We start from the raw sequence: 25,820 nt of genomic DNA on the forward strand, positions 1-25,820 counted from the left end.
CGTCGATGCGTCGCACCCTCATCGAGTTGCTCCATATCGCGGCGGGCATTTTCGCGACGGCAGTGTTTGCGGCGGGGGCGGTCTGGGCATTGCCCCATGCCGCCGCGACGATCTGGGGTGTCGCCTACGGCGTGATGGTCGTGGTGGTGTTGATGGGAATCCGGCCGTTGCGGCTGGCCTGGCGGGCGGATCACGACGACCGGCCCGCCGATGGTTGAGTTTCCCCCCGACTACCCGCCCGCGATTCGCGCGACAGCGATGGCGTGCGATGCGAACCCTTATGGCAAGATCTTCGTCGGCTGGCTGATGGGGCAGATGGCGCTGGCCGCCGGATCGGTCGCCTCGCGTTTTTGCGGCGCACGCGCGCCGGTGGTGGCGGCCGATGGGTTCAGTTTCACCGCTCCGGTCGAGATTGGCGATGAGGTGAGCTTTCATGCCGAGATCGTTGGCACCGGGCGGACCTCGATGACCGTCGCTGTACAGGTCTGGCGACGCGACCGGCACGGCGAGGGCACCTCGCAAGCCGCGGCCGGCCGCTTTACATTGGTTTCGATGGGGGAGGACGACCGTCCGCTCCCGCTTAAAGTAGTTCCGCTACAAGAAGGATCCTCCCTTGGCTGATACGTTCGATCTCGTCATCCTCGGCTCCGGCCCCGGCGGTTATGTCGCCGCGATCCGCGCGGCGCAGCTCGGGCTCAAGACGGCCATTGTAGAGCGCGAGCGGCTGGGCGGCATTTGCCTCAACTGGGGCTGCATCCCGACCAAGGCGCTGCTGCGCACCTCGGAAATCTATCACTATATGCAGCACGCCGAATCCTATGGCTTGAAGGCCGAGAAGGTCGGTTTCGATCTGCCCAAGATCGTCGAGCGCAGCCGCAAGGTCGCGGGCCAGCTCAATGCCGGCGTCAAAGGCCTGATGAAGAAGAACAAGGTCACGGTGTATGAGGGCGTCGGCACGCTGACGGGCAAGGGCAAGCTCAGCGTCAAGCAGGGCGACAAGACCTCCGAGCTCGAAGCCAAGCACATCATCATCGCCACCGGCGCGCGCGCGCGCGATCTGCCCTTCGCCAAGGCGGATGGGGAGCGCATCTGGACCTATCGCCACGCGATGGTGCCGACCGAAATGCCGACCAAGCTGCTGGTCATCGGCTCGGGCGCGATCGGTGTGGAGTTCGCCAGCTTCTACAACGACATGGGTGCCGATGTTACGATCGTCGAGATGCTTCCGCGCATTCTGCCGGTGGAAGATGAAGAAGTCTCCGCTTTCATGGACAAGGCGCTGACCAAGCAGGGAATCAAGCTGCTCACCGGCACGGGGCTCGAGGGCCTGACCACCTCGCCCAAGGGCGTTACCGCCAAGATCAAGGGCAAGGACGGCAAGGTGACCTCCGAGGAGTTCAGCCATGTCATCGTCGCCATCGGCATCGTGCCCAATACCGAGAATATCGGGCTGGAAGCGCTGGGGATCGAAACCGATCGCGGCCACATCAAGGTCGATGGCTATGCCCGCACCAATGTCGAGGGGATCTATGCGATCGGCGACGTGACCGGCGCGCCGTGGCTCGCGCACAAGGCGAGCCATGAAGGCATCGTCTGCGTCGAGGCACTGGCGGGCCTCAAGCCGCATCCGTTCGACAAGTGGAATATCCCCGGCTGCACCTATTCGCGTCCGCAAGTCGCGAGCGTGGGGCTGACCGAGGCCAAGGCCAAGGAAGCGGGTTACGAGCTGAAGGTCGGCAAATTCCCCTTCATCGGCAATGGCAAGGCGATTGCGCTCGGCGAGGCCGAGGGTTTCGTGAAGACGGTGTTCGACGCCAAGACCGGCGAATTGCTCGGCGCACACATGGTCGGTGCCGAAGTGACCGAACTGATCCAGGGCTATGTCATCGCGCGCCAGCTCGAGACGACCGAGGCCGAGCTGATGGAAACGGTATTCGCGCATCCGACGCTCAGCGAAATGATGCACGAAAGCGTGCTCGGCGCGTACGGTCGCGCGTTGCACATCTGATGGATGCTCGTGCGCCCGTAGCGGGACGTCCGCGACCTATATGATACCGTCGCCGCCCCGCATCTGGACGGTTGCCGGGGTGACGCTGCTATTGCTGGCGGGCGCGCTGGCGCTGTTCTGGCCGGGCATCGCGATGTACGATAGCGTCGGCCAGTTCGCCCAGGTGCTGAGCGGGGCCTACGAGGACTGGCACCCGCCCGCGATGGCGCGGATGTGGAGCCTGCTCCACGCCGCCTTCGGTGGCACAAGCGAGCCGATGTTCGTTGCACAGATGGTGTTGTATTGGGCCGGGTTCGGCCTGATCGCAGCGGCGTTGGCGCGGCTGGGGCGGGGCGGTGCGGCTGCCGCGGTGCTGGCGATTGGCGCGCTGCCGCTGTTCCTGGGCTGGCAAGCGGTGGTGCTCAAGGACACGCAAATGCTGGGCGCTGTGCTGGCGGCGTGTGGTGCGGTCGCGTGGTGGCGGCTCCGGGGTGCGCGCGTCCCGGTATGGGCGCTGATCGCGGTGGCGGCGTTGCTGGCTTATGCCACGCTGGTGCGCGCAAATGCGGTGTTCGCAACCGTGCCGCTGGCGGTGATGCTGTTCGGGACGGGGCGCTGGTGGACGCGGCTCGCGCTCGGTCTGGCGGGCGTGGCGGCGGTGTTGATGGTATCACCGATCCTCAATCACGGACCGTTGGGAGCGACGTCGAGCGGGGTCGAGCGAACCGAAGCGCTCTATGATCTGGCCGGAATTGCGGTGCGCGCGCCCGATACGGCGATTGGCTTTACTCCGCTCGAAGCGCGGGCATTGCAGGCCGGGCATTGCGTAAAACCCTATTTCTGGGATCCGCTGGGCGAGGAAACGCGTTGCGCACCCATCGTGGCGCGCCTGCAGCGATTGCCTGCCGGAGCCCTCTATCGAATGCTGGTCGCCGCGATCTTTCGCAATCCCGTCGCCTATGCGGCGCACCGTCTGGCGCATTTCAATTCTACCGAGCGCTGGCTGGTGCCGGCTGGCTGGGCGGGGGCGGCTCCGCCCGCGCGGAGCGAGCCCAACGATTTTGCCCTTGGCAATCCCGGCGTGGTGGCGCGCGGGTGGCAGGTGGCCGCGCGGTGGATGGCGGAGACGCCGCTGGGGTGGCCCTTTGCGTGGCTGACGGTTGCGATCGTCGGGCTGGCGGTGGCCGCTCCCCGTGCGAGCGGACCGCCGCGTGACCTGGCGCTGGCGCTGTTGGTTTCGGCGATCACGCTGGAGCTGAGTTTCGGCGTGCTGAGCATTGCCTCGGACCTGCGCTACCATTTGTGGCCGATGGTTGCGACGGCACTGGCGACGGTGCTGTTGTGGGGGGACTGGCGGCAAAGCAAGCGCGCTGGGCGGATCGGCGGACTGGCCCTTGCCGTGGTGCTGGTTGCTGGAACCGTGGCACGGCTGACCCTGCCGACTCCGCCGACCAGCTATCGCGATTTGCTGCGGTAGGAAACGCGGCGGTTGATGACCGCGCCCGGCCAAGCACGCGAACCCTTTGGATCGCAATGCTTGGGCCGGGGGGGAGTCGATCAGGCGGCGGTCGGTGCCGTCGTAAATTGCACCACATCGTCGTCGCGTTTCGCGGTGACGGGTGGGGTGCGGTCGAAGGCGCGCGTGCCGGAGTCGGCCGCGATGTGCTTCAGACGCCCATCAATCGAGGCACCGGTTTCGATCGCGATCGATTCATATTCGACATCGCCGACGATGCGGGCAGCCCGTTCGATCGTAAGCTGACGGACCGAGACCGAGCCCTCGATCGCACCGGCAAGGCGTGCGATTTCGGCGGTTACCGCACCGTTGATGCGGCTGTCATTGCCCTGGACGAGCGTCGCGCAATGGACGTCCCCGTCGACCCGACCGTCGATGTGCAAATCTGCGGTGGCCGCGACATTTCCGGTGATCACCACGTCTGGGCCAAGGACCGAGAACATGCCACGCTTGCCATTGGCGTTTTGCGACAGCGTCGGCGGCGCTGGGGGAAGCCCCGAACCCGCATCCCGGTCGCCGCGCGAATTGCTCGTGAAAATCGCCATCTACCTGTCCCCACACACCCCGAATCTGGAGTTTTGCTACCATAGCCTGCAGAAATTACAGAACTAAGTTCTCGCGGGCTGGCGTGCCATAAGGGGATTGTCGTTGGCTGCGGGCTTCAGGACGCTGCGCGCGAGCCACAGCGTTGCCGTCACCAGCGCTCCCGCGCCAAGGATGGCGAGGCCGCCAAGCCCCGATAGGTCCGCCAAAACGCCAAGCGCCGATCCGGCTTGTACCAGTAATGCGATGCGCCAGCTCGCAGGGTCGCGCTTGCTCAGCGCGAGGATCAGCACGAGCATGTCGGCGAGAAAGACGCCGCTTGGGTGGAGGTGCGGCAGTAGCCCCGCCATGATCAGCGAAGCGAGCAAGGCCGCCGCCACAAGCGAATGCCCGCTCAGTCGCAGCGTTGAAATACGCGCGACATAGGCACCGCTGACCCCGATAGTCGCCGCTAAGGCGAGTCCGGACAGCGGAACTCCCCCGAGGGGGAGCACCTGTACGATCGTCCAGATATTGGGGGCATTGACCGAAAGCTGTTGAACGCCGTCGGCCTTCACGAAAAAGGCGCAGGCCCAGCCGCCTATTGGCCAGCCTGCCGCGAAACGCGCCGCCAGCGTCGCTGCGGCGACCAGCGGGGCGACTGCCCAACGGTATACCGGGACGCGCCGATCGATGAGCAATGCCAGAAAAAAGGGCGCGACGAACATCGCCTGCGGATCGATGCCCAGAGCGCTCCCCCAGCACAGCAGCATCAGGATATGGCGGCGATCGAGCGCTGCGGCGAGCGCCATCAGACAGGCTGCCATCCACAGTGCATCGTTCAGGTCGGCCAGGCCCGCACCGAACAGGACGCACGGCCCAAGCGCGAAAAGCGCTGCACGTCGGCCGGGCTCGGCCGTATCGAGCCGCCGCAGTACCGCCAGCCCGGCAAGTGCCACGACAACGATGCCAAGCAGAGCGCAAAATGCGGCAAAGGGCGTCGCCCAAAGCGTGGCGGCAATGACGAACGCCCCGGCAATCGGCAGCGACACGGCTACTGGCGGCAAGCGCTGCCGTTCCGGGCGCGCAGGCATCGTGATGAAGGCGGCGTTCACCCGTTTGTCTTGCCAATGTCGGGCTAAGGCCGCGTTAAGGTCGCAGCCGTTCTTTGCAGAGAAGCCAACGCCTCTTGCTCCGGGACGCGGCGAGGTTCACCATCGGTGCCGCGACGCATAAGACGTCGGCCGGAGAGTGACGATGCTGCAGCCAAGCGGCGAGAGACCGCCACCCTTCGTCTGCTCGTGCGTTGACGCGACTGACCGTTTGAAGACGGCGTATCAGCAGAAGGAAACGAGCGCATGACGGATACAGCAAGCGACGCTTTCAAGGAGACAATCGCCGATCCGGCCAAAAAGGCGGCGGAATCGATTCGCGACGCCGGCACGAAGATCGCCGAGAACAGCGCCAGTGTGGGGCTTAAGTTGCTGGACCAGGCCGAAACCAACACGCGAGAGGCGTTTGCCGCGATGCGCGCTGCCGCCTCAGCCAAGGATCTTTCGGAAGTGATGAAGATTCAAGGCGAATTTCTGCGCGAACAGGGCAGCCGCAGCATGACCCAGGCGCGCGAAATCGGTGAAGTGATCCTGCAATTCGGTCGCGACGCAGTGGGGGCAGTGCGCGGGGACGCGTGACCGGACAAGGGCGCTCGCTCCGGGTGCCCTTGTCTGCGGACAATAAGGGGAGGGTCAGGCTGGGTCCTCGGCAGTCCGGGATTTCCCGGCAACGGGCATATCATGGCTGAGAATGGTGAGGTCATAGGCCGTCCCGGCGCGATCGCGGACTTGGCCTTTGAGCAGCGCCTCGGCGCGGAAGCCCAGGCTCTCGAACAGCATCACCGATCCTATCTGATCCGGGGTCATCTGTGCGGTCAATTTGGTGAGGCCACGGTCCATCGCGATCGCGTAAATGCCCTCCAGCAAATCGCGGCCCAGCCCGGCCCCCCGCTTCTCCGGCGAGACGAGCAAACGGACTTCGCCGACATGGCCGCTCCAGCCCAGCGGGTCGCGCACCAACGCCGCCGCGCCGACCAGCCTCCCCTGATCGTCCTCGGCGATGAGGCTGTCGATCGCACCTTCGCCGATCGCCTCAACCCAGGCGGCGATCACGCGCGGATGCCGCAAATCGCGCCCGAGGAACAACAGATCGTGCTCGGGCAAGCGTTCGGCAAACGCTTGCATCGCCGTTTCGTCTTTTGCCGCGAACCGGCGAATGTGATGGCCCATGCTGATCGTTTCCCCAAAGCCCCACGATCAAGCTCGGCCTATGCCACCCGATCGACCGCCCCGGCAGCGAGGCTGGCACGCCTGCCTGCGATTGTCACCTGTGTCCGACGCAAAATGTTGGCGCGCACCGCCTGAGGTGCTCAAGGGCGCGGCGCGGTGGGTTGCGGTCCCGTCGGCGTGACATCCAAGGCCGCATCCCCGCCCAGCGCCCGGTACAGCGTCACCCGATTGGTTGCGCCGGTCAGCCGCGTCGTAACCAGCGAGCGCTGCGCCGAATAGAGCGAGCGTTGCGCGTCGAGGCTTTGCAGGAAGGTGTCGATGCCGCCGCGATAGCGCGCGTCGGACAGGCGGTAATTGTCCCCTGCGGATTTGGTCAGCGCCTCTTGCGCCGCCAATTGGTTGCCGATCGTGCCGCGCCGGGCCAGCGCATTGGCGACTTCCGAAAACGCCGTCTGGATCGATTTTTCATAGCTGGCGAGCGCGGAATCGCGTTGCGCCTGCGATTGCGCGACACCCGCGCGACCGGCACCGGCGCGGAAGATCGGATAGCTTACGCTCGGCGCAACCGAGTAGTTGAAGGCACCGCCGGTAAACAGGTTGCTGAGCGAGGTACTGGCAAGGCCCGCCAGAGCAGTGAGCGAAATGCGCGGGAACAGTGCCGCGCGCGCCGCCCCAATCTGCGCATTGGCGGCGCGCAGCGTATATTCCGCCTGCACCACGTCGGGGCGGCGGAGCAGGATGCCTGAATCGAGCCCGGCTGGCAGGTCGGCGATTGTCGGGGCGGCTTCCTCGATCGACGTCGGCAGCAAAATGGGGTCGACCGGGGCACCAACCAGCAATTGCAAGGCGTTGATGTCCTGCGCGACGGCGGTGGTCTGCGTTGCAAGATCGGACAAGGCGGTTTGCTGCACGATCTGCGCCTGGTCGAGATCGGTGCGCGGCGCGATCCCGCCATCGAGCCGTGCCTTGGTGAGCGTAACGCTGCGCTGCGCGCTGGCCGCGGTATCGCGCGCGATCTTCAACAGGCTCTGGTCCGAGGCATAATTGAGCCAGGCGGAAGCGATGTCACCGACCAAGGTCAGTCGGGTTGCGCGCGCGGCGGATTCGGTCGCGAAATAGCTGTTCTGCGCGGCGGTGGTCAGCGAGCGAACGCGACCGAACAGATCGATTTCGAACGCCGTAATGCCCAGGCTGGCCGAATATGTGTCGCGAACCCCCGATCCGCCGGTCGTTGTGCCGCCGCTCGTCGATCCGCCGGTGCTGCCCGAGGAGACGCCACTGGTCCCGTTGTCGCGATGGCTGAAGCTGAGCCCGCCATCGACTTCGGGCAACAATGCCGCGCGCTGAATGCGATATTGCGCCCGCGCCGTCGCGATATTGGCGGCCGCGATCCGTAGATCGCGATTGTTGACCAGCGCCTGCTCGACGATCTTTTGCAGGCGCGGATCGCGGAAAATGTCGCGATAACTGACGCTCGGCAGCGCCGCTTCGCTCTGTTTCAGATACGCATCGCCGACGGGCCAACTCGGCGGCACGGGCAGATCTGGCCGCACATATTTGGGGGCCATCGAACACGCTGCGAGTGACGTCAGCGCGATCAGCGGGATGGTTTTGCGGATCATGCCGTCGTCTCCGGCTGGCCTGGGGCCGCAGCGGGCGGGGTGGGGTGTTCGTGGTGCAGATGCTTCAACACGTCGCGTGTGCCCCGGCGGACCAGCACGAAGAACAGCGGAATGTAGAAGATCGCGAGGATCGTCGCGGTCAGCATTCCGCCGATCACCGCGGTACCGATGGCGATGCGGCTGTTTGCGCCCGCGCCGGTCGAAATGGCGAGCGGCAGCACGCCGAAGATGAAGGCGAAGCTGGTCATCAAAATCGGCCGCAAGCGAATGCGCGCAGCCTCCAGCGCAGCCTCGATCACGCGCTTGCCCGATTTTTCGGCCTGTTCCGCAAATTCGATCATCAGGATCGCGTTCTTCGCGGCAAGGCCCATCGTCGTCAGCAGCCCGATTTGCAAATAGACGTCGTTCTGCAGCCCGCGCAGCGTGACCGCGAAGATCGCACCGACCAGCCCGAGCGGGATGACCAGCAGCACCGCGATCGGGATCGACCAGCTTTCATACAAAGCGGCAAGGCACAGGAACACGACCAGCAGCGAAATGCCGTAGAGGAACGGTGCCTGTCCCGAGGACAGTCGTTCCTGATAGGACAGACCGCTCCACGCCACGCTAATGCCGGGATAGTGCGCGGCCAGTTCGCTCATGCGGTTCATCGCCGTACCCGAGCTGGTGCCCGGGGCGGCCTGGCCGGACAGCTCATAGGACGAGATGCCCGAGAAGCGGGCGAGCGTCGGCGGGGTCTTGCTCCATGAAATGGTGGAGAAAGCGGAGAAGGGGGCCATTTCCCCGCTCGATCCGCGGACATACCATTGCGCAAGATTCTCAGGGGCCGCGCGGTACTGCGCGTCGCCCTGGACATAGACGCGTTTCACCCGACCGCGATCGTTGAAATCGTTGACGTAGCGGCCGCCCCAGGCGGTCGCCAAGGTGGTGTTGACGTCTGACTGGGTGAGCCCGAGCGCGCTGAGTTTCTGCGCGTCGAGATCGACCTTGAGCGTCGGCTGATCGTCAAGGTCGGTTGGGCGCACGGCGGCCAATGTCGGATCGGCGCGCGCCGCCGCAAGCAAGCTGTCGCGCGCGGCCTTGAAATCGGTGCGGCTCAGCCCGCCGGTATTCTGCAACTCCATCGTAAAGCCGTTGGATTGCCCAAGTCCGCGCACGATCGGCGGGACGGTCGCGTAAAATTCGACGTCGCGCAGCCCGCTCAGGGCCTTGGTCGCGCGTTGGGTGATCGCGTCGGCCCCGTTGACCGCGCCCTTGCGATCGGCCCAATCCTTGAGCGCGATGAAGCCGCGGCCGGCATTCTGCCCGCCGGCCACGCCGCCGCCGCCCGAGCCGGCAACCGTCAGAAATCCGTCCACATTCTTGGCCTCTGGGCCGGAGAAGTATTTCTCGATCTGCATCTGCGCCGCGCGCGTCTGGTTGATCGTCGCACCGGGGGCGAGGTTGAACTGGATCTGCGCGATGCCCTGGTCCTCGGTCGGCAGAAAGCCGGTCGGCAAGCGCACGAACATGATCGCGAGGATCGCAACGACCCCGGCGTAGATCAGCAGGAACAGCCATTTGCGGTCGACCACGCGCGACACGGCATTGCCATAGCGCGTCACCATGCGGTCAAACCCGGTGTTGAACCATTCCGAGGCGCCGCGCGTCTTGCGGTCGAGCCAGCTCTCTTGCTTCGTTTTGTCCTTACGCTTCAGCAACGTGGCGGTCAGCGCCGGGGTCAGCACGAGCGCGACCAGCACGGACAGCCCCATCGCCGATACGATGGTGATTGAAAATTGCCGGTAGATCACGCCGGTCGAGCCGCCGAAAAACGCCATCGGCAGGAACACCGCCGACAGCACCAGTGCGATCGCGATCAGCGCGACGGTGATTTCGTCCATCGACTTGATCGTCGCGTCGCGCGGCGACATTTCGGGATGTTCGTCCATCAGGCGTTCGACATTCTCGACGACGACGATCGCGTCATCGACCAGCAAACCGATCGCCAGCACCAGCCCGAACAGGGTCAGCGTGTTGATCGAAAACCCAGCCAGCGAGAAAATACCGAAGGTGCCGAGCAGCACGACGGGCACCGCAATCGTTGGAATCAAGGTCGCGCGCCAGCTTTGCAGGAACACGAACATGACGACGACGACCAGCGCGATCGCTTCCATCAGCGACTTTTCGACTTCCTCGACCGACAATTTGATGAACGCGGTCGAATCCTGCGGAAAGCTGTAGGCATAGCCATTGGGGAAGTTTTTCGAGGCGCGCTCGATCTCGCTCTTCACCAGTTCGGCGGTGCTGAGCGCATCCGCGCCCGGTGCCAGGCTGACCGCGAGACCTGCGCCGGGATGGCCGTTGACACGGCTGGTGATGCCGTAATTTTCCGAGCCGAGCTCGATCCGGCCGACGTCGGACAGCCGCACCGTCGATCCGTCGGGCTGGGTCTTGAGCACGATCGCGCGGAACTGGTCGGGGGTCGACAGGCGCGACTGCGCCGTGACCGTGGCGTTGAGCACCTGTTCGGGTCCGTTGGGCGTGCCGCCGATTTCGCCGGCCGCGACTTCGGTATTTTGCGCGGTAATCGCGTTGACGACATCGCCCGGGATGAGGCTGTAGCTGGCGAGCTTGTTGGGATCGAGCCACACGCGCATCGCATATTGCGCGCCGAACACGTTGATATCGCCGACACCCTTCAGCCGGCCGATCGAATCCTGCAGGTTGGAAACCAGATAGTCCGACACGTCCTGGTTGGTGGTGCGATCGCTGGTGTCGTAAATCGCGGCGATCAGCAGGAAGTCGGGGTTCGACTTGGTGACGGTAATGCCCTGCTGCTGCACTTGCTGCGGCAGGCGCGGCAGGGCTTGCTGGACCTTATTCTGCACCTGCACCTGTGCGATGTCGGGATCGGTGCCCTTGGCGAAGGTCGCGGAAATGTTGACCTGGCCGCGCGAGGAGGAACTGGTGCTGAAATACAGCAAGCCATCGATGCCGGTGAGCTGTTGCTCGATCACCTGTGCGACCGACGTTTCCAGCGTCTCGGCCGATGCGCCGGGATAGGTCGCGCGGATGTTGACGTTGGGCGGGGCGATATCGGGGAATTGCTCGACGGGAAGCGTATAGATCGCGCCGATCCCGCCAAGCATGATGATGATGGCGATGACCCAGGCGAAGATCGGCCGGTCGATGAAAATGCGCGAGATCACGGGCGGTCAGCCCTTCGACTTGTCAGAGGTCGGTGCCTTGATCGTCTGCGGCGTATCGGCATTGACGGGTTTGATCGGCTGGTTGGGTTTCACCTTGCCGACGCCCTGCGTAATCACTTTGTCGCCTGCGTTCAGGCCGTCGGTAACGACCCAAAACGTACCCTGTGTGCGTGGCGCGACGACCGTCTTCTGGATCGCCTTGTTGCCGGGCCCGACCACGAACACCGTCGCATTGCCCTTGGGGTCGCGCGATACCGCTTGCTGCGGCACGAGGAAGGCCTTGGTATCGATCGACTGCGCAAAGCTGGCGCGGACGAACATGCCGGGAAGCAACAACCCCTGGGGGTTGGGGAAGCGCGCGCGCAGCGTAACGGTGCCGGTTGCGGGATCGACCACGACTTCCGAAAATTCGACATCGCCGGTCGGGCCGTAATTGCTGCCATCCTCAAGCTTCAGCTGCACATCGGCGCGGGTCGGAATAGCCCCGCCCGACGCGAGCGCACGGCGCAGGCGCAGCAGATCCGCGCTCGCTTGCTGGATGTCGACATAGATGGGATCGAGCCGCTGGATCGTGGTCAGCGGGCTCGTCTGGCTTGCCGTCACCAACGCCCCTTCGGTGAAGAGCGAGCGGCCGATCCGCCCGGTGATCGGGGCAGGGACAGTGGTGAAGCGCAGGTTGATCTTCGCCGTATCGAGCGCGGCGCGATTTTGTTGGACGGCAGCCGCCGCTTGGCGCGCGACTGCGGTGGCGTCGGTATAATCCTGTTTGGCGACCGCTTCCATCTCGACAAGCGGCTTATACCGATCGGCCTTCGCCTTGGTTGCCTCGGCATTGGCGGCAGCGCTGGCGAGGTTGGCCTGCGCCTGATTTGCCGATGCGCGGTACAGGCTCGGGTCGATCTGGTAGAGCGGCTGGCCCTGGCGTACCAAAGCCCCTTCAGTGAAAAAACGATGCAGGATCAGGCCGCTGACCTGCGGCCGCACCTCCGAGCTTTGATAGGCGGCGGTCCGCCCGGCAAGTTCGGTGACGATCGGCACACTGGTTGGCTGCACGACGACGAAGCCGACTTCGGGCGACCCCTTGGCGGTGTTTTTCTTGTTCTGCGACGCAGCGCCGCAGCTGCAAAGCAGCAGGGCAGAACCGCCAAGGAGCGCAATTGTTTGCAGGGGGAAAAACCGAACCGTCATTGCTGTCCACCGCTCCGGGCCAAGTCGGCGCACGGTGGATACCCTGCGCAATCGTCGCCAAACGTTGTCTGTTAGGGATTGTTCCGGGCCCGGATCAACTGTCTCGGTTCGGCCCTAACCGACTCTATTGCGGCGCAACATGTCACCGCAGCTTGGCGATGGTCAACCCATCGGCCTTCGCGCGGTCCTTGGTAGATTCCTCGCTGCGCTTGAGCGCCTTTGCAATGGCCTTGAGCGCCATCCCCTTCTTTGCGAGGGTGTGGAGCTTCTGGATCTCGTCGGTGGTCCATGGTTGCCGGTGGCGTTCGAATCGATCTTCGCTCATAGCGGCGCGCTACCCCAATCGCGCGGCCTGCGCCAGCGTATCGCATGCGTGACACACTCTTGCGACACTTGGCGGCTAGGCGGCCAATATTGTCTCTAACCTCCATCGACGGATTTGTTATGGCTGCCACCACGACCTTGCTGACGCTCGCACTCGCGGCGACCCCCGCGCTGGCCAGCGCGCAGGCGGCACCGCAGCCGGGCCAGGCACCGCAGGCACCGGCCAAATCCACCCAGCCTCCGGCGTCGGACGATAATGAGGACGGCCCCGACATCGTCGTCCAAGGGGCCAAGCAGCCGGGCGCGGTGATTGGCGACATCCCGCCCGAGCAACAGTTGGGCCCCGCCGATATTCGTTCCTACGGCGTAAGCTCGGTCTCCGAATTGCTGACGGAACTGGCACCGCAGATCCGCAGCGATCGCGGCAGCGGCGGCGCGCCTGTCGTCCTTATCGACGGCAAGCGCATTTCCGGATTCGCAGAGATTCGCGATTTGCCGACCGAGGCAATCGCCCGCGTCGACATCCTTCCGGAGGAAGTCGCGCTGAAATATGGCTATCGCGCCGATCAGAAGGTGGTCAATTTCGTGCTGCGACGGCGCTTCCGCGCGGCGACGGTCGAGCTGTCGGACAAAAGCGCGACTGAGGGCGGTCGCGACACACCACAAGCCGAACTCGATCTGCTGGCCATTGCCAATAAGGGGCGGGTCAACCTGCACCTGGAATATCTGGCATCCGACGCGCTGACCGAGAGCGAGCGCGACATCCTGCCCACCACCAAAGCGTCGGGCACTGGCGGCAGCTCCACCAGTACGGTCGATCAACGCCCGTTTCGCACGTTGCTGCCCTCGGGCCGCACGTTCAACGCCAACACTACCTATGCGCGGACCTTCGGTGCCGTTTCGGGCACCCTGAACGCGACGCTGTCGGCAACCGATACCACGGGATTGCTTGGGCTTCCGGCCGACGCGGTGGTCGTCAACGGCGTGCCGAGCGGCAATGTCACCCCGCTCAAGCAGCGCAACTCGACCGTTGGAGCGCATCTCGGCACGGCGTTCAACGGGGCGCTGGGCGGGTGGCAATGGTCGGTTACCGGTGCCTATGATCACAATGAATCGAAGACCTTTACCGATACCGGGCTCGGGTCCGCCGCCGCTTTGGCACCGGTCAATCGCGGCTATTCGACCTCGGACGAGGGACAAGTGGACCTTCTGGTCAACGGCGCTTTGTTCAAGCTGCCGGCGGGCGAAGTCTCGACCAGCGTGCACCTCGGCGGCGATATCAGCGATTTCAGCAGCACGTCGTATCGAGCAGGACTGATTTCGCCCGGAAGTGTGTCGCGCAATACCGCCAACGGCCAGCTCAATATCGACGTGCCACTGACCAGCCGCGCCAAGAATGTGCTGCCGGTGATTGGCAGCCTGTCGGTCAACGGCAATGTCGCGGTCGATCAACTGTCGGACTTCGGCACGCTGACGACACTTGGTTATGGGCTCAATTGGTCGCCGGTGGTGCCGCTGCGGATCATCGCGTCGGTCACCGATCGCGACACCGCACCAACCGCGCAGCAACTCGGCAACCCGCAAGTGGTGACGCCCAACGTGCCGGTCTTCGATTATGTGCGCGGCGTGAATGCCGTCGTGACGACGGTTTCGGGTGGCAACCCCAATCTGATCGCGAGCAACAGCCATACGCGCAAGCTGGGTGTCACGCTAAAGCCATGGAGCACCAAGGACCTGTCGCTGTCGGCCAATTATGTCGATGTGCGTACCGAGAACCCGGTCGCCAGCTTTCCGAGCGCGAGTTCGGCGATCGAGACGGCATTTCCATCGCGCTTCACCCGCGATGCCGATGGCAACCTGCAGCGGATCGACACGCGGCCGATCAATTTCGCCGAGACCAGCCGGTCGGAACTGCGCTGGGGCATCAATTTCTCGGTGCCGCTGAAATCGAAACTGCAAAAGCAAATCGAGGCATGGCGCGCGGGCAAGGGGCCCAATCCGTTTGCTGGGATCAAGGTCCCCGACAGCGTCGCGCGGCAGATCGCGCAGGCACGGGCGGAGCGCGGCGGTGGCGCGGGCGGTCCAGGTGCGGGTGGCCCCGGCGGTCCCGGTGGCCCCGGTGGCGGTGGTGGGGGACGCGGCGGCTTTGGCGGGGGCGGGGGTGGCCGTGGTGCGCCGGGCGGCCGTCTGCAATTCGCGCTCTACCATACGTGGCATTTCACCGATCGCGTGCTGGTGCAGCAGGGTGGCCCGTCGCTCGATTTGTTGCGCGGCGATGCGATCGGCGGCAGCGGCGGTCAGCCTCGCCACGAACTGGAAGGGCAGGCCGGTTACAGCAATAACGGCATCGGCGTGCGTCTGTCGGCGAATTGGCAGAGTGCCACCAACGTCAATGGCGGCACCGCCGCCAATCCGCAGGACTTGCATTTTTCGGATCTGGCGACCGTCAGCCTGCGTCTGTTCGGCGATCTCGGGCAGCGGCTTGAGCTGGTCAAGAAGCACCCCTGGATGCGGGGAATGCGCGTCGCGGTCGCCTTCGACAACATCTTCGATTCGCGCCAGCGCGTGACCGATTCGAATGGCACGACGCCGGTCGCCTATCAGCCCGATTATCTCAACCCGCTGGGGCGGACGGTGCGGGTGTCGATCCGCAAGCTGTTCTTCTAAAGGTCGATAGCGGCCATGCTTTTCTGGCATGGCGGCTGAACGGCGCGGGCGGTTGACGCGCGGGGCGGTGGCCGTAAGTGAGGACGCACGTTTCCAGGAGTGTCCGCCATGAAGACCCGCGCCGCCGTCGCCTTTGAAGCCAAGAAGCCGCTCGAAATCGTCGAACTGGATCTGGAGGGGCCGAAGGCGGGCGAAGTGCTGGTCGAGATTATGGCGACCGGCATTTGCCATACCGATGCCTATACGCTCGACGGGCTCGACAGCGAGGGCCTGTTCCCCAGCGTGCTGGGGCATGAAGGTGCTGGCATCGTGCGCGAAGTCGGTGCGGGGGTCACCTCGGTCAAGCCGGGCGACCATGTCATCCCGCTCTACACCCCCGAATGCCGCCAGTGTAAATCGTGCCTCAGCGGCAAGACCAACCTGTGCACCGCGATCCGCGCGACGCAAGGGAAAGGGCTGATGCCCGACGGCACGACGCGGTTCAGCTATAAGGGCCAGCCGATCTTCCACTATATGGGCTGCTCGACCTTTTCGAATTTCACGGTGCTGCCCGAGATCGCTGTCGCCAAGATCCGCGAGGACGCGCCGTTCAAGACCAGTTGCTATGTTGGCTGCGGCGTGACGACGGGTGTTGGCGCGGTGGTCAACACCGCCAAGGTGCAGGTCGGCGACAATGTCATCGTGTTCGGTCTGGGCGGGATCGGGCTCAACGTGCTGCAGGGCGCGCGGATGGCGGGCGCAAGCATGATCGTCGGCGTCGACATCAACCCCGACCGCGAGGAATGGGGCCGCAAGTTCGGCATGACGCATTTCGTCAACCCGAAGGATGTGGGCGACCTGGTCGCGCACCTCGTCGCGCTGACCGATGGCGGCGCGGATTATACTTTCGATTGCACCGGCAACACGACCGTGATGCGCCAGGCGCTGGAAGCGTGCCATCGTGGCTGGGGCACCTCGATCATCATTGGCGTGGCCGAGGCGGGCAAGGAAATCAGCACGCGCCCGTTCCAGCTCGTTACCGGGCGCAACTGGCGCGGGACCGCGTTTGGCGGGGCCAAGGGGCGCACCGATGTGCCCAAGATCGTCGACTGGTATATGAACGGCAAGATCGAGATCGACCCGATGATCACGCATGTCCTCTCGCTTGAGGAGATCAACAAGGGGTTCGATTTGATGCACGCAGGCGAGAGCATCCGCAGCGTGGTGGTGTATTGAGCGCCTTGCGCCTCCCCCGTTGGGGAGGCGCAGCGGTTATTGCCGCGCCCGCAGGGTAACACCGATGACGCGCGGGTCGCTGGGAGTGCCGAGGATCAGGCCGGAATTGCCCGCCTGGATCGTCAGATTCTGGATGTAATTGGCGTTGAACAGGTTGCGCACGAACAGCGCGACTTCGAGCCCGCTTTTGCTGCGCAAGCCGAGGCTGGCGTTGGTGACGTTATAGCCGTCGATCAACGTGTATTTCGACAGGCTGGGGTCGCCATAATAGCTGGTGCGCCAGCTTGAATCGGCGTGCAGGATCAGCGCGGCGCTGCCCACCGGCAGCGTGTAGTCGCCGCCGATCGTGGTCGACCATTTCGGAAGTCCGGCGAGCGGACGACCAGTCAGGTTGCACGCCGTGGTCGCGGCGGTCTGCACCTCAAGCGGGCAGGGGCCAGCGGGATAGTTCGCATACGTGCCATGTGCATAAGCGACGTTGCCGCGCAGTTGAAAGGCGCGGGTGACGTTGGCGGTAACATCGGCCTCGAAGCCCTTCACCGTCACCTTGGGAATGTTGGAAAGGTAACCGCGCAGCGCCACGGTTTGCGAACTGTCGACGATCGTCGCCTGAAAATCGCGGACATCGGTGTAATAGCCTGCGAGATTCGCCACCAACCGGCGGTCGAACAGCGCCGCCTTGATCCCGCCTTCATAGGTGGTGTTGAGCTCGGGCCGGATTACGGCGGTGGTCAGCACCGGCTGGTTGGCGGTGTTGAGCGGCAGACCCGACAAGTTGATCCCGCCCGATTTGAAGCCACGCGCATATCCGCCATAGAGCATCACGGTGTCGGTCGCCTGCCAGGCGAGATTGGCGCGGCCGGACACGTTGCTCTCGCGGTCATGCGCGACATAGCTTTGCGGGCGCAGCACGCCGAGCCGCGCGTTGAGCAGCGTCGTATTGGTCGTGGCGGGGCCGCCGAACACGGTGGTGTCGTACGTACCGTCCTTAATTTCATAGGTGTGGCGCAGGCCGCCGGTCAGGGTAAGGCGCGGCAGGATCTTGTAGTTGAGCTCGGCAAAGGCGGCATAGCTATCTTCCTTCAGCCGGGTGTGGCCGTCCGTGCCATAGCCGTCGAGCAAATTGGCGGGCACCGCGACGGCGGGCGTGCCGGTGGTCTGGCCGATCAGATAATAAGCCGCCGCCGGGCCGTAGATGCTGATCGGCTCTCCCGTGATTTTCTGGTCGAAGAAATACAGGCCAGCGACATAGCCGAGCCGATGCTCGCCATTCGAGGCGAGCCGCAGTTCCTGGCTATATTGATCCTGGCGCGACGGGATGTGCTGGCTGAGCTGGACCGGGATGCCGGTATAATCACGGTCATTGGCGGCATCCCAGTTCCAGAAGCGCCACGCGCTGACCGAGGTGAGAGTTGCGAAACCGACATTCCAGTCGGCAATCGCCGAGACGCCGCCTTCATTGGTGTTCACGCCCAAGGCTGCGTCGATATCGGTGACGCGGTCATACGGGTTGGTGCTGGGCGGGGTGTAGTTGAACAGCGCCGCCAGCGCCGGATATTGCCGGGAAGGGGCCCGCAGGCTCTGGCCGACGCGCAGATAGACCTGGGTGCAGCATTCGCTTTCGAAATTGGTGAAATCGCCGGTCACGCGGAGCTGGAAATCGGCGGTCGGCTTGAACAGAATTTGCGCGCGCACCGCCTGATTGCCGATGCCGTTTTCCTTGGCACCGGTGCGGACATTGTCGATCACGCCGTCGCGCCGCGTGACCAGTCCCGACAGGCGGAAGGCGACGGTATCGCCGATCAGCGGCCCCGAGGCGGAGGCCTTGGCCTGGACGAAGTTGTAGCTGCCAACCGACAGCTCTTCGCTCGCTTCTGGGGTGAAGGTCGGCGCGCGGGTGGTGATGGCGATTGCGCCAGCAGTGGTGTTCTTGCCGAACAGCGTGCCCTGCGGCCCGCGCAGCACCTCGATCTGCTGAATATCCGAGAAATCGAACGCGGCGGTGGCGGGGCGGGCGTGATAGACTTGGTCGACATAGAAGCCGACGCCGGGTTCCAGCCCGTCATTGGCCTGGCTGACCGCGACCACGCTGCTGCCGAGGCCGCGGATGGTGAAGGCGGTGTTGCGCGGGTTGGCGGAACTGTAGTTGAGCGCGGGGACCAGCAAGCTCAACTGGCTGGTGTTGACGGTGTAGGACCGGTCGAGCAGCGCGCCGCCCACCACCGACACGGCGAGCGGCACCTTTTCGAGATCCTCCGCCCGCTGGCGCGCGGTGACGACGATGTCGCTATTGGTATCGAGGGCGGCGTCGGCTTTGGGTGCGTCGGCGTCTGGCCGGGCGTTGGCGACACCGGGCATAAGCGCCATCACGGCAGCCACCGAGACGGTGGCGATAACAAAGGTCGACGGTCGCATACAAATCCCCAGCTTTGACCTGCGGTGCTCCGCATTGGCGACTCGCTATATATAGCCGGATATAGATATTGGTAGCGGCGGTCGGTCTTGTGCTGCTTTTACAGCACGATCCTCCTCATTTCAGCGTCGGGATCCAAGCAGCGTTGGAGCAGGTCAGGGCGTGCAATAGTGGTCGAGAAAGGCCTGATGCGTCGGCATCCGCGCAACCGCGCTTGCGATGTTGCCCTTCAGGTCACCGAGCGCGCGCTGCATATGCTCGATGCTGAGCATATGCCCCATATGGTGATAGCTGGCGGGCTCCAGCCGTTGCCCGAGCATCACCTGCAACCAGGAATCGGCCTGGAACAGATCGTCGGCGGTTTGCGGGGTGAGCGCGGCTTCGCGGAACAGCGCGATGCGCTGCGCGAGCGTCGCCGGGATGTCCATCGTGCGGCAGCGGTCCCAGAACGGATCGTCGCTGCGCTCGGTCAAATGATAATGCAGGATGATGAAGTCGCGCACGCGCTCCAGCTCGGTTTCGGCGAGCGCGTTGTAATGCTGCACCAGTGCGGGCTTGATGCCGTTGAACGGGAAGGACTGGATCAGGCGGGTGATGCCGATCATGATGAGGTGAATGCTGGTCGATTCCAGCGGCTCGACGAACCCGCTGGCGAGCCCCAGCGCAACGCAATTCTTGTCCCACACGCGTTTGCGGCGACCAGTGACATAGCGGATCAGCCGCGGGTCGGTGATGGTCTCGCCGTCGATGTTCGCGAGCAGCTTGTCGTGCGCGGCGTCGTCCGACAGATAATCGCTGCAATAGACCAGGCCATTGCCGACGCGGTGCTGCAGCGGGATCTGCCATTGCCAGCCAGCCTCATGTGCGATCGCGCGGGTATAGGGCAGAGCGGGCTGGACGGCCTTGGTCTGCACCGCAAGCGCGCGGTTGGTGGGCAGCCAGTGGCTCCAATCCTCATAGCCCGCCTTCAGCGTCTGTTCGATCAGCAGCCCGCGAAAGCCGGTGCAATCAATGAACAGATCGCCTTCGATCCGGCGGCCATCGGCCAGATCGAGCGCTTCGATAAATCCCGTTTCGGGATGCTGATGAACCTGGCCGATCTTGCCCTCGACGCGGGTTACGCCGCGCGCCTCGCTGAACTGGCGCAGGAAGACGGCGTAGCGCGATGCGTCGAGATGATAGGCATAGTTGATCTTGGCGTCGGGGCCGGTGGCGAACTTGCCCGCTTCGGCTGCGGTCAGCTCGAAACAATAGTCGCCCAGCGCGCCGCCGGTGCCCTCGGCGCGCGCGCGCAGCCACATATGCTGGAAATCGCCCATCCAGATCGACTGGCCGACGCGACCGAAGGAGTGGATGTAGCGATCCCCCCGCCGCGCCCAGTTTTCAAAGGCAATGCCGAGTTTGAAGGTCGCTTGCGTCGCGCGCATAAAATCGCGCTCGTCGATCTCGAGGAAGCGGTGGAAGGTGCGGATCGTCGGGATCGTCGCCTCGCCGACGCCGACGGTGCCGATTTCGTCGGATTCGATCAGTACGATGTCGAGCAATGGCCCCAGATGCTTGGACAAGGCCGCAGCGGCAACCCAGCCAGCCGTGCCGCCGCCAGCGATGACCACGCGCTTGATCGTCTGCGTATCGGCGCGGGGAGGGGCGGCGGTCATCGGTTCAACCTTTGCAGCAAATGCGCGCGCAAGCGGCGGGCGGTCAGTTCGTCGAGCGGCGCGAGCGGCCCGCGCGCCGCTTCGGGAAGATGGTCGGCCGCAGCATCGGCCGGGCCGAACACATAATGGTCGAACAGCGCGCGCCATGCCTGCTTTTCGGTCAAAGGGCGGTCGCGCAGGCTGAGCAGGCCGTGCAGCAGCGTGGTCATCGGCGTGTCGAGGAAGCGCGGGGCCGCATTCCACCAGTAATTGACCAGCACGTTGAAGGCATCCAGCGCCTCGACATTGTGCCACCACAAGGCCGGATAGACGAGCACGTCGCCGGGTTCGAGATCGAACACCTGCGCGGTCTCGAGCGCGGCGGCGAAGCGCGGGTAGCGATCGAGATCGGGCGCACGGAGATCGACCATGCTGACCACCTGTCCGCCGGGGGTCGGCTCGAGCGGGCCGGGATAGAGGTTGGCGACCTGATCGGGTGGGAACAGCGTGAAGCGCCGCCGCCCGACCAGACAACAGGCGATGTTGTTCGACATGTCGTAATGCGTGGCCGCCGTGGTGCGATTGCCGATCCAGATGCTCGCCAGCGGCGTGGCACCGCCAAACGCCTCGGGTGGAAGGGCCAGATCGTTTTCAGCACGAAAGCCGGGGAGATAGGTGTCGAGGTCGGTCGAGCCGACATACAGGGCCTCTGCATGAGGATCGTCGCGGGTGGCGAGCATCCGGTCGAGAAAGGCATCGAGCTTCACGCGCGTCGCGGTGAAGTTCATCGCGGTCATGTCGGCATTGTAGAAGAACCGGCCGCCAATCTCGGGCGGGCCGCTATACCCGACCACCGCGGTGCCGGTGTAGAAGGACTTGAGATAGGCCACCGCCGTCTCGGGCCCCTCAAGGCCCTTGGCGACCAGCGGCCAATCCCGCACCAAGCCGCGCAGGACGACAGGCTGCTGCTGCGCGATCAAGCGCGCCGGATCGAGCAGCGGCTCCGGCGCGGGGGCGCTCATGCCGGGACCGGCGCGGCCGTTTGGGGTTCGCCCAATTCGGCGCGGCGCTTGCGGTTCTTGAGCTCGATCAATCGCGCGACATTGCCGAGCGATGAGGCAATCTGAAAGGCATGCCGCAAATAGCCGCTCTGGTTGAGCGCGTGCAGCGCCGTGGCGTCGAGCCGGGCCAGACGATCGGTGCCGATCGTGAAGCAGCCGGGCACATCGTACCGGGTATGCGCGTCGAGTGCGATTTCCAGCGTGACGGGTTCGATCAGATCGGCCTGTTCGAAGGCGGCGAACATCGCGTCGTGCTGCTGATGCCCGTCGTGGATGACCTGCAACACCCGCACGATATGGTCGAGATACGGCGACGATCCGCCATGCGGCAGGAACACGGCCTGTGCATTGGGGCTTTGCGGTGCAGCGGCGATGCGCGGATGGTCGAGATCGACATGCAGCATCGGCTCGCGCCGCGCCTGGCCGTCGACCGTGCGATCGACCAGGCCAATCAGGAACGGCCCGCGCTGGTGGATCACCGGGATGTGCCGCGCCTGCCAACCGGTGATATCGAGAAACAGATTTTCGTCGCGGTCGAGCCCGAGCAGCGCGACTGCGTAAAACGTTCCCGCGTCGTCGCGGCGGAACAGAATGGGATAATCGCGCTGCGCCTCATCGATTTCGCCGGGAAAGAGGACGCATTCGTTCACCGCATCGCCAAAGAGAGCGGAATAGCCGATGGCGACGCGCAAATCGGCATGGGCGATGGTGTCGAGAAGAACCGTGTTGGTCATACGCTGTGGTAATCGCCGATCGGGATTGCGCCAAGCGGCACGCGATCCGTGCGACCGAAAGCCTCCAAAAAATTACCGGGTGCTCCGCTTCCGAAGCACCCGGCAAGGTGGAGGAAATCAGAAGCGGTAGCGTGCGCCGAACAGGAAGCGGCGTTGCAATTCCTGGGCGAACCAGACGTTGCTTTCCGAGCGGCCATAGGTCCGCAGGCTCGCATTGGTCAGGTTGATGCCTTCGACCGACAGCGCGATCTTCTTGTTGAGATCGTAGCTGATGTTCATGTCGAGCTGGCCGAACGCCTTGGTGTAGACCGGGTTCTTGTAGCTGTCGCGGTTGAGCTGCGACAGGAACTTGTCACGCCAATTGTAGCTGAGCCGTGCCGAAATGCCGTGCTTGTCATAGATCAGCGTGGCGTTGGCGGTGTTGCTGAGGCCAGTCAGCGCGAACTGATCGACATTGGGGTCGCCGCCATTGTTGAAGCCAACGTCACCCTTCACATACGTGAAGCTGCCCGAAACACCGATGCCGGTCTGGCCGAAGAAATATTGGCCGGCGATTTCGAAGCCGTAAATCTCCGCATCCTTGTTGTTGATCGGGCGCGAGATGGTGAAGTTGTACAGGGGATCGGACGACGAACCGTTGATGTCGACCGCTGACAGGATCTGGTTGACGAAGGCCTGGTCGACCGTCTTGGTGACCGAGCTGTAATGCGCGTTGAACTGCGTCGCCGCCGCCGCTGCGCCATCCCGCTGGATCAGCGCGGAATAGGTGAACAGGTTGACGTCGCTGATATCGGCACCCAGCGCACTCAGCGCCGCCTTGGCCGTTCCCGACAGCGTTCCCGCAGCCCCCGAGCTCGGATCGCGCAGGCCGAACAGCGAGCCGTTTGAAAGCCCCGTGCCGATGAAATTGTGCACGCGTTTGTCGAAGAAGCCCGCCGAGAAATAGCTGTCGGGCTTGAAATAATATTCGAACGACAGATCGAAATTGTCCGAGATCAGCGGCGCGAGATTGGTGTTGCCGGTGTTCGCGGTGGCGACGCCGCCGATCGCGGTTGGCCGCGACGGTGCGAAGACGCTCGTCGAGGCGAACAGATTGTCGTAATTCGGTCGCGCGATCGTCCGGCTGGCCGAGAAGCGACCGATCAAATTGCGCTTGAGTTCGACCTGGAAATCGAACGACGGCAGGATATTGTCGTACGATCCATAGCCGCGCAGCGTCTGCGGCGTGGCTCCGACGCTGATCGTGAAGTCGTTATCGGCAACCCAGGCAATCTGGTTCGGCACCGCCTGCAGCGAAATCGCCTCGTCCTTGGTGTGTTCATAGCGGGCACCGGCGACGAGCGTCGCATTGTGCCCTGCGATCTCGCCCTTCCAGGTGACCTGGCCATAACCCGCGTAGATCGTTTCCTTCACGGTGTTGTTCTGGCTCGCGGTGATCGACACCGCGTTGCCCTTTGCGGCATAAGACGACGACAGCGCATTGTAGAGCGTCAGCGCGTCGCCGCGGAACGCGATCAGATTGGGACCGGTGCCCTTTGGATCGTAGCTGTTGAATTTGCACAGCAGACAGAAGTCCTTGAGCACGCCCGGCGCGATCTTCTGGACGTCGCCGGGGAAATCGACGCTCCAATTGCCCAGCGTCTGCTGGGTCGAGGTCAATTGCTGGTTGGTGTCGGTATCGCGATAGAGACCGCCGAAATCGAAGCGGCTGCCGCCTCCCAGATCCCAGCCGAAATCGGCGCGGATTTCCTTGACCTTCTGGCGCTGGCTGGTGGTGTAGGTGCGCCCGATCGACGAGCCGACATCGTTCACGTCGAGTACGCCATTATGGTTGCCGCCGGGGATCGACGCATCGCTGATCGAGATGTCCTGCACCGGGATTTGACCGCTATAATCGACCGAGTGCGCGGTGATGACGTTGGCACCGAGACCAACCAGCGTCGAGCTGGTGCCGTTGCTGTTGTTGGGCAGCACCGACGATTTGCCGTAATGGCCGTCGATCGTCAGCGTGAAATTGTGCGCGATGTCCCACTTCGCGTTGAGGCCGTAATCCTCAAGCTGGTTCTTCTGCGCGCGCGCCTGTTGCTCGAAGCCGGTGTCCTTCACGCCGGCAATGGTCTCGTGCAGATAGGTAGTGGTGGCGACCGCCTTGTTGCTGTCGAAGGTGACGACGTCGAACGGGCGGTTGAACCAGTTCGATTCATCCGAGCGCTGCTCGTCCTGAAGCGTGCGCGCAAACAGCGCGTCGGCGGTGATGGTCAGCGCGTCGGTCGGCTTGAACTGGACGATCGCCTGGCCGTTCAGACGCTGATATTTGTCGTCCGAAAAATGGTAGCGGCTGTCATTGGGGACCGAGACCAGCTGGTTCGGGTCGCTCGGCTTGTTATTGATCTTGGTCGCGGCGTTGACGAAGCCGTTGCTGGGGTTGAGGAAATCGGCGAGCGTGCGGATATTCCAGGCGTTCGACGTCGCCGACACGGTCGAGAAATGCCGTTCCTGATAGCTGCCGAACAGCGACACGCCGAAGGTCTGGTCGGGGTTCGACCAGCTCGCCAGCCCGGTGATTTCCGGGGTGACTTTCGAGCCGCAATCGACACAGTCATTCGCGCTGGTGTCGTAGTTGAGCTTGCCGCCGAGCGTGCCGTTGAAGCCCGACTGGCGCGAATCGAGTGGACGCCGCGTCACGACGTTGATCGTCGCACCGATACCGCCTGATGGGACCGCGGCACGGCCGGTCTTGTAGACTTCAAGCGTCTTCACGCCTTCCGACGCAAGGTTCGAGAAATCGAACGAGCGCGTCACACCGACGGTGCCGTCGGCGCTTTCGTCGCCGCCCACCGTCTGGACGTAGGACGAGGCCAGCGTACGGCCATTGAGGGTGACGAGATTGAAGCTCGGGCCGAAGCCACGCACGGTGACCTGCGCGCCCTGGCCGTTGACGCGGTCGATCGATACGCCGGTGATGCGCTGCAGCGATTCCGCGAGGTTGGTGTCGGGAAACTTGCCGATATCTTCGGCTGAAATCGCGTCGACAATGCCGGTCGAATTGCGCTTGATCGCGATCGACCGCTCAAGGCTGGCGCGGACGCCGGTGACGACGATGTCGTCGCCCGTCGTCGAGTCGGCAGTCTTGCTCGCGTCCTGCGCCGCCGGCGTGCTCTGCGCATGCGCGGCCTGCGGGAGCGCGAGCCCCGCAGCAAGCGCTACTACCGAAGCCGACCAGACGTAAGCCGACGCTTGACCAAAGCCCTTCATTGAGCCCCCCTCCCAAAATGACGTGGCCTTATCTGGCCACTGAAACCCCATGCCGAGCCCCCAACGAGTTCGACATGATGAGCGCTACCAGATTGTCTTACGTTGTCAACAGCGCTTTGTCGCGTTGCGGGCCTGCGGGCGATCGCCTCGGCGCAGCCTTGCAAACAAAAATCATATGGTGCGGCGCACAAAATCACAGGAAATTC

At 64.1% G+C, this 25,820-nt stretch carries 19 protein-coding genes; 7 read left to right on the forward strand and 12 right to left on the reverse strand.

Annotated features, from left to right (window positions below):
* The first annotated feature begins 5 nt into the window (after positions 1-5).
* The 4 genes from ACP7BY_RS06325 to ACP7BY_RS06340 are packed head-to-tail and all read left to right on the forward strand — an operon-like array spanning position 6 to position 3,464.
* On the forward strand, positions 6-218 hold the full coding sequence (locus ACP7BY_RS06325; RefSeq protein ID WP_033967106.1) for a hypothetical protein: 213 nt from the start codon (positions 6-8) through the stop codon (positions 216-218).
* Positions 211-621: an acyl-CoA thioesterase gene (locus ACP7BY_RS06330; protein WP_033967107.1), complete on the forward strand. Its 411-nt coding sequence runs from the start codon at positions 211-213 to the stop codon at positions 619-621. Before ACP7BY_RS06325 ends, ACP7BY_RS06330 begins: the two co-directional genes overlap by 8 nt.
* Entirely contained in the window at positions 614-2,008 is a 1,395-nt protein-coding gene (lpdA, locus tag ACP7BY_RS06335; RefSeq protein WP_033967109.1) for a dihydrolipoyl dehydrogenase, read from the forward strand. Before ACP7BY_RS06330 ends, lpdA begins: the two co-directional genes overlap by 8 nt.
* 40 nt (positions 2,009-2,048) lie before the next feature.
* Entirely contained in the window at positions 2,049-3,464 is a 1,416-nt protein-coding gene (locus ACP7BY_RS06340; protein ID WP_033967111.1) for a hypothetical protein, read from the forward strand.
* A gap of 80 nt (positions 3,465-3,544) precedes the next feature.
* Here the strand turns inward: ACP7BY_RS06340 and ACP7BY_RS06345 are convergent, their stop codons facing one another.
* Together ACP7BY_RS06345 and ACP7BY_RS06350 are read right to left on the reverse strand one after the other, a co-directional pair.
* Positions 3,545-4,048, reverse strand: coding sequence for a bactofilin family protein (locus tag ACP7BY_RS06345; RefSeq protein WP_052192536.1), 504 nt, complete (start codon positions 4,046-4,048; stop codon positions 3,545-3,547).
* A 63-nt stretch (positions 4,049-4,111) separates the two neighbouring features.
* A complete protein-coding gene (locus tag ACP7BY_RS06350; RefSeq protein WP_033967119.1) occupies positions 4,112-5,140 on the reverse strand; it encodes a hypothetical protein in 1,029 nt (342 codons plus the stop codon).
* A 243-nt stretch (positions 5,141-5,383) separates the two neighbouring features.
* Here ACP7BY_RS06350 and ACP7BY_RS06355 point away from each other — a divergent pair, with 243 nt between their 5' ends.
* Positions 5,384-5,716 (forward strand): phasin family protein, encoded by a 333-nt coding sequence (locus ACP7BY_RS06355; RefSeq protein ID WP_052192537.1) that lies wholly within the window; start codon positions 5,384-5,386, stop codon positions 5,714-5,716.
* A gap of 54 nt (positions 5,717-5,770) precedes the next feature.
* Here the strand turns inward: ACP7BY_RS06355 and ACP7BY_RS06360 are convergent, their stop codons facing one another.
* From ACP7BY_RS06360 to ACP7BY_RS06380, 5 genes are all read right to left on the reverse strand, one after another.
* Entirely contained in the window at positions 5,771-6,307 is a 537-nt protein-coding gene (locus ACP7BY_RS06360; protein ID WP_033967122.1) for a GNAT family N-acetyltransferase, read from the reverse strand.
* Positions 6,308-6,447: 140 nt separating this feature from the next.
* On the reverse strand, positions 6,448-7,929 hold the full coding sequence (locus ACP7BY_RS06365; RefSeq protein WP_033967123.1) for an efflux transporter outer membrane subunit: 1,482 nt from the start codon (positions 7,927-7,929) through the stop codon (positions 6,448-6,450).
* Positions 7,926-11,120, reverse strand: a complete 3,195-nt coding sequence (locus tag ACP7BY_RS06370; RefSeq protein ID WP_033967125.1) for an efflux RND transporter permease subunit — start codon at positions 11,118-11,120, stop codon at positions 7,926-7,928. The genes ACP7BY_RS06365 and ACP7BY_RS06370 overlap by 4 nt, the downstream gene beginning before the upstream one ends.
* A gap of 6 nt (positions 11,121-11,126) precedes the next feature.
* A complete protein-coding gene (locus ACP7BY_RS06375; RefSeq protein ID WP_052192538.1) occupies positions 11,127-12,308 on the reverse strand; it encodes an efflux RND transporter periplasmic adaptor subunit in 1,182 nt (393 codons plus the stop codon).
* 142 nt (positions 12,309-12,450) lie between these two features.
* Entirely contained in the window at positions 12,451-12,633 is a 183-nt protein-coding gene (locus ACP7BY_RS06380; RefSeq protein ID WP_033967126.1) for a hypothetical protein, read from the reverse strand.
* Positions 12,634-12,752: 119 nt separating this feature from the next.
* Between ACP7BY_RS06380 and ACP7BY_RS06385 the strand changes: the two genes are divergently transcribed.
* Together ACP7BY_RS06385 and ACP7BY_RS06390 are read left to right on the forward strand one after the other, a co-directional pair.
* Positions 12,753-15,299, forward strand: a complete 2,547-nt coding sequence (locus tag ACP7BY_RS06385; protein ID WP_209516529.1) for a TonB-dependent receptor — start codon at positions 12,753-12,755, stop codon at positions 15,297-15,299.
* Positions 15,300-15,407: 108 nt separating this feature from the next.
* Positions 15,408-16,514 (forward strand): S-(hydroxymethyl)glutathione dehydrogenase/class III alcohol dehydrogenase, encoded by a 1,107-nt coding sequence (locus tag ACP7BY_RS06390; RefSeq protein ID WP_137903250.1) that lies wholly within the window; start codon positions 15,408-15,410, stop codon positions 16,512-16,514.
* A gap of 36 nt (positions 16,515-16,550) precedes the next feature.
* Here ACP7BY_RS06390 and ACP7BY_RS06395 read toward each other — a convergent pair whose 3' ends face one another.
* The 5 genes from ACP7BY_RS06395 to ACP7BY_RS06415 all read right to left on the reverse strand — a co-directional run bounded on the left by ACP7BY_RS06395 (position 16,551) and on the right by ACP7BY_RS06415 (position 25,614).
* Positions 16,551-18,929 (reverse strand): TonB-dependent receptor, encoded by a 2,379-nt coding sequence (locus tag ACP7BY_RS06395; RefSeq protein WP_137903251.1) that lies wholly within the window; start codon positions 18,927-18,929, stop codon positions 16,551-16,553.
* 153 nt (positions 18,930-19,082) lie between these two features.
* Positions 19,083-20,585, reverse strand: a complete 1,503-nt coding sequence (locus tag ACP7BY_RS06400) for a tryptophan halogenase family protein (protein WP_137903252.1) — start codon at positions 20,583-20,585, stop codon at positions 19,083-19,085.
* Positions 20,582-21,586, reverse strand: a complete 1,005-nt coding sequence (locus ACP7BY_RS06405; RefSeq protein ID WP_137903253.1) for a cupin-like domain-containing protein — start codon at positions 21,584-21,586, stop codon at positions 20,582-20,584. The genes ACP7BY_RS06400 and ACP7BY_RS06405 overlap by 4 nt, the downstream gene beginning before the upstream one ends.
* Positions 21,583-22,359, reverse strand: coding sequence for a SapC family protein (locus tag ACP7BY_RS06410; protein WP_137903254.1), 777 nt, complete (start codon positions 22,357-22,359; stop codon positions 21,583-21,585). Before ACP7BY_RS06410 ends, ACP7BY_RS06405 begins: the two co-directional genes overlap by 4 nt.
* Before the next feature lie 117 nt (positions 22,360-22,476).
* Positions 22,477-25,614: a TonB-dependent receptor gene (locus ACP7BY_RS06415; protein WP_033964015.1), complete on the reverse strand. Its 3,138-nt coding sequence runs from the start codon at positions 25,612-25,614 to the stop codon at positions 22,477-22,479.
* Positions 25,615-25,820 lie beyond the last annotated feature (206 nt).

The organism is Sphingomonas sp. PSPC2-2 (assembly GCF_049897725.1).
Lineage (GTDB): Bacteria > Pseudomonadota > Alphaproteobacteria > Sphingomonadales > Sphingomonadaceae > Sphingomonas.

What these genes read in the sequence shown, in the direction of transcription:
- ACP7BY_RS06330 (WP_033967107.1), top strand. Translation starts at nt 211, where the DNA reads ATGGTTGAGTTTCCCCCCGACTACCCGCCCGCGATTCGCGCGACAGCG.
- ACP7BY_RS06385 (WP_209516529.1), top strand. Translation starts at nt 12,753, where the DNA reads ATGGCTGCCACCACGACCTTGCTGACGCTCGCACTCGCGGCGACCCCC.
- ACP7BY_RS06345 (WP_052192536.1), bottom strand. Translation starts at nt 4,048, where the DNA reads ATGGCGATTTTCACGAGCAATTCGCGCGGCGACCGGGATGCGGGTTCG.
- ACP7BY_RS06390 (WP_137903250.1), top strand. Translation starts at nt 15,408, where the DNA reads ATGAAGACCCGCGCCGCCGTCGCCTTTGAAGCCAAGAAGCCGCTCGAA.
- ACP7BY_RS06325 (WP_033967106.1), top strand. Translation starts at nt 6, where the DNA reads ATGCGTCGCACCCTCATCGAGTTGCTCCATATCGCGGCGGGCATTTTC.
- ACP7BY_RS06380 (WP_033967126.1), bottom strand. Translation starts at nt 12,633, where the DNA reads ATGAGCGAAGATCGATTCGAACGCCACCGGCAACCATGGACCACCGAC.
- ACP7BY_RS06415 (WP_033964015.1), bottom strand. Translation starts at nt 25,614, where the DNA reads ATGAAGGGCTTTGGTCAAGCGTCGGCTTACGTCTGGTCGGCTTCGGTA.
- ACP7BY_RS06400 (WP_137903252.1), bottom strand. Translation starts at nt 20,585, where the DNA reads ATGACCGCCGCCCCTCCCCGCGCCGATACGCAGACGATCAAGCGCGTG.
- ACP7BY_RS06395 (WP_137903251.1), bottom strand. Translation starts at nt 18,929, where the DNA reads ATGCGACCGTCGACCTTTGTTATCGCCACCGTCTCGGTGGCTGCCGTG.
- ACP7BY_RS06340 (WP_033967111.1), top strand. Translation starts at nt 2,049, where the DNA reads ATGATACCGTCGCCGCCCCGCATCTGGACGGTTGCCGGGGTGACGCTG.
- ACP7BY_RS06405 (WP_137903253.1), bottom strand. Translation starts at nt 21,586, where the DNA reads ATGAGCGCCCCCGCGCCGGAGCCGCTGCTCGATCCGGCGCGCTTGATC.
- ACP7BY_RS06410 (WP_137903254.1), bottom strand. Translation starts at nt 22,359, where the DNA reads ATGACCAACACGGTTCTTCTCGACACCATCGCCCATGCCGATTTGCGC.
- ACP7BY_RS06360 (WP_033967122.1), bottom strand. Translation starts at nt 6,307, where the DNA reads ATGGGCCATCACATTCGCCGGTTCGCGGCAAAAGACGAAACGGCGATG.
- ACP7BY_RS06365 (WP_033967123.1), bottom strand. Translation starts at nt 7,929, where the DNA reads ATGATCCGCAAAACCATCCCGCTGATCGCGCTGACGTCACTCGCAGCG.
- ACP7BY_RS06355 (WP_052192537.1), top strand. Translation starts at nt 5,384, where the DNA reads ATGACGGATACAGCAAGCGACGCTTTCAAGGAGACAATCGCCGATCCG.
- ACP7BY_RS06375 (WP_052192538.1), bottom strand. Translation starts at nt 12,308, where the DNA reads ATGACGGTTCGGTTTTTCCCCCTGCAAACAATTGCGCTCCTTGGCGGT.